Source organism: Sphingobium mellinum, from assembly GCF_037860795.1.
In the GTDB taxonomy this organism is placed as follows: domain Bacteria; phylum Pseudomonadota; class Alphaproteobacteria; order Sphingomonadales; family Sphingomonadaceae; genus Sphingobium; species Sphingobium mellinum.
In genome coordinates, this window is record NZ_JBANRK010000048.1 from 1 (window position 1) to 2,912 (window position 2,912).

Consider the following 2,912-nt stretch of genomic DNA (forward strand, 5'->3'; position numbering starts at 1 on the left):
GGTCCTGCCTTATTGTCAGGCAGGACCGTGTGCTTCAATGCTGTCCTGTGATTTTGATCCCGGCTTCGCCGACATCGTAATTCTTGTTGATGAAGATGAGCACCGAGGTCAGCGCCTCCGCAGCGGCGGAGTTGCACAGCGCACCGGCGTGGAAAGCGCGCAGGCCCATCGCGTCCGACAGTTGCACGACCTTTTCGCGGGCCGCCTTGTCATCGCCGAACACAAACACGTCGCAGTTGATTTCCATGTCGGTCGCGAGCTTGTCGGCCGCGACATTGTGGAACGCGGACACGACCGTCACGCCCTCGCCAAGCTGCTTCTGGCTGCGCTGGGCCGCGCTGCCTTCGGCCGGCAACTGCACCCGCATCACCTTGGGCGGCACCAGCGGCACGGTCGTATCGACCACGATCTTGCCCGCGCAATGGGGCGCGATATCCGCGATCGTGGCTTCCTGCGCGGCAAAGGGCACGGTCACGATGACAAGGTCGGCTGCGCGCGCGGCGTCGGCATTCGCCATGCCGGAAAGACCAAAGCCCAGTTCCCCCGCAATGCGCTCAGCGCTTTGCGCCAGGCGCGAGCCGATGATCACCGCATGGCCCGCCTTGGCAAGCCTGCGTGCAATCGCCGCCCCCAGGTTACCGGTCCCGCCGATAACCGCAATCTTCTCACCCATTGTCTCTCGTCCTTACAAATTGATGCTATTCCGCCGCCTGCAATTGGGGCGCGATGACGGTCCCGTATAATGTCGTGCGCTGAACGGCCTGGCGTCCCGCTCCCCGCGCGAACGCCTCCATCTGCGAGGGATCGCACAGCTGGCCATTCAGGCCACCGGCCGCCCGGGTGATGGATTCGTCCATCAGCGTCCCGCCCATGTCATTGACCCCCGCCCGCAACGCAGCCGCGATGCCCGTGGGACCCAGCTTCACCCAGCTCGCCTGGATGTTGGGGATAAGCGGATGCAGCACCAGGCGGGCAACCGCATGCATCAACATCACCTCGCGGAAGCTGGGGCCCGAGCGCGCCAGCCCTTTCCGCCAGATCGGCGCCTCCATATGCACAAAGGGCAGCGGCACGAATTCGGTGAACCCGCCCGTCTCCGCCTGGAGATCGCGGACCCGCAGCAGATGCCGCGCCCAGTGCCGATAGCCTTCGACATGGCCGAACATGATCGTCGCCGTGGACCGCAGGCCAACGCGATGCGCCGTGCGCATCACCTCCAGCCACTCCTGCGTGTTCAGCTTGTCCGGGCAGATGATATCCCGGATCTCGTCGTCCAGTATCTCCGCCGCCGTTCCCGGCAGGGTCGAAAGACCAGCATCGCGCAGCCGCGTCAGATAGGCTTCCAGGCCCAGGCCCAGCGTCGCGGCGCCATGGCTGACCTCCAGCGGCGAAAAGGCATGGATGTGGATGTGCGGCGCAGCCTCGCGCACCGCCTTGAGCACCGACAGATAGGTGTTGCCATCATAATCGGGATGGATGCCCCCCTGCAGGCACACCTCGGTCGCGCCCCTGTCCCAGGCCTCGGCCGCGCGGCGCCCGACCTCTTCCAGGTCAAGCCGGTAGGCCGGGCCGCGCATCGCCTTCGTGCTGCCCTTGGAAAAGGCACAGAAGCCGCATTTATAAAGGCAGATATTGGTATAGTTGATGTTGCGGTTGACGACATAGGTGACCGCATCGCCCACCACTTCGCGACGCAGATCGTCAGCCGCCCGGGTCAACAGGTCCAGATGCGAACCGTCGGCCTCGAACAGCGCGACGATAGCCTTCTCCTCCAGCCTGTCGCCGGCGCGCGCGGCGGCAATGATCGCCTCGATTTCCTCAGCGCCGGTCGTCCGGGCAACAGGCTCCACAGGCGCAGGAGCATCATCTCCCGCGCCAGCATGCCAGCCGTCCGTCAGCGGAAGGCCGCGCGCATCGATCGACTGGCGCACCTTCCTGGCTATCGCGGGATCGGCCCAGCGGTCCGCCTCCAGCGCATAGGCCGGACCAATGGCAAGACGTTCGCGCAGCACCCGCCCGGCATCCGCCGTCGCCTGCTCCAGCAAGGCCAGATGCGGCCAGGGCGCTTCGGGATTGACATGATCGGGCGTGACCGGCGACACCCCGCCCCAGTCGTTCACACCCGCCCGCAGCAGCGCCGCCAGTTCCTCGGGCGCATGCAGATTGGGCGGCGCCTGGATGACCATCTGCGGACCCAGGATCAATCGGGCCATGGCGATCGTCCACAGATGCTCTTCCAGCGAGGGTTCGGGATGGTCAACCATCCGCGTGCCCGGCTTGGCCCGGAAGTTCTGGATGATCACTTCCTGGATATGGCCATGGCGGCGATGCAGGGCGCGGATCGCAACCAGCGCGTCGATCCGCTCCTGCCGCGTCTCGCCGATGCCGATCAGCAGCCCGGTCGTGAACGGCACCCCGGCCCGACCCGCCGCCTCGATCGCCTCGATCCGCCGCGCTGGCCACTTGTCCGGCGAGCCATGATGGGGACCGCCCTTCTCCGAAAGCCGTTCCGATACCGTTTCCAGCATCAATCCCATGGACGCCGATACCGGACGAAGCGCAGCATAATCGCCCGCGTCCATCAGGCCCGCATTGATGTGCGGCAACAGTCCGGTCTCATCAAGAACGACCCGGGCCATCTCTTCCAGATAGGACAGCGTGCTCGCATGGCCAAGCCGGCCAAGCGCATCGCGCGCGGCCGCATACCGCGCCTCCGGACGATCCCCCAGCGTAAACAGCGCCTCACGGCAACCCGCCGCCGCTCCCGCCCGGGCAATCGCCAGAACCTCCTCGCCCGAAAGATAGGCCGTCTCCACACGCGACGGCGTCGACGCAAAGGTGCAATAATGACAAACATCCCGGCACAGCTTCGTCAGCGGAATGAAAACCTTGCGCGAATAGGTCACCAACGG

General features: G+C 65.6%; 2 protein-coding genes. Both read right to left on the reverse strand.

Annotation, left to right across the window (positions count from 1 at the left end):
- Positions 1-34 precede the first annotated feature (34 nt).
- A complete protein-coding gene (npdG, locus tag AAC640_RS18275; protein ID WP_340268873.1) occupies positions 35-673 on the reverse strand; it encodes an NADPH-dependent F420 reductase in 639 nt (212 codons plus the stop codon).
- 25 nt (positions 674-698) lie between these two features.
- A partial coding sequence (cofH, locus tag AAC640_RS18280; protein WP_340268875.1) for a 5-amino-6-(D-ribitylamino)uracil--L-tyrosine 4-hydroxyphenyl transferase CofH occupies positions 699-2,912 on the reverse strand: 2,214 nt, incomplete at its 5' end.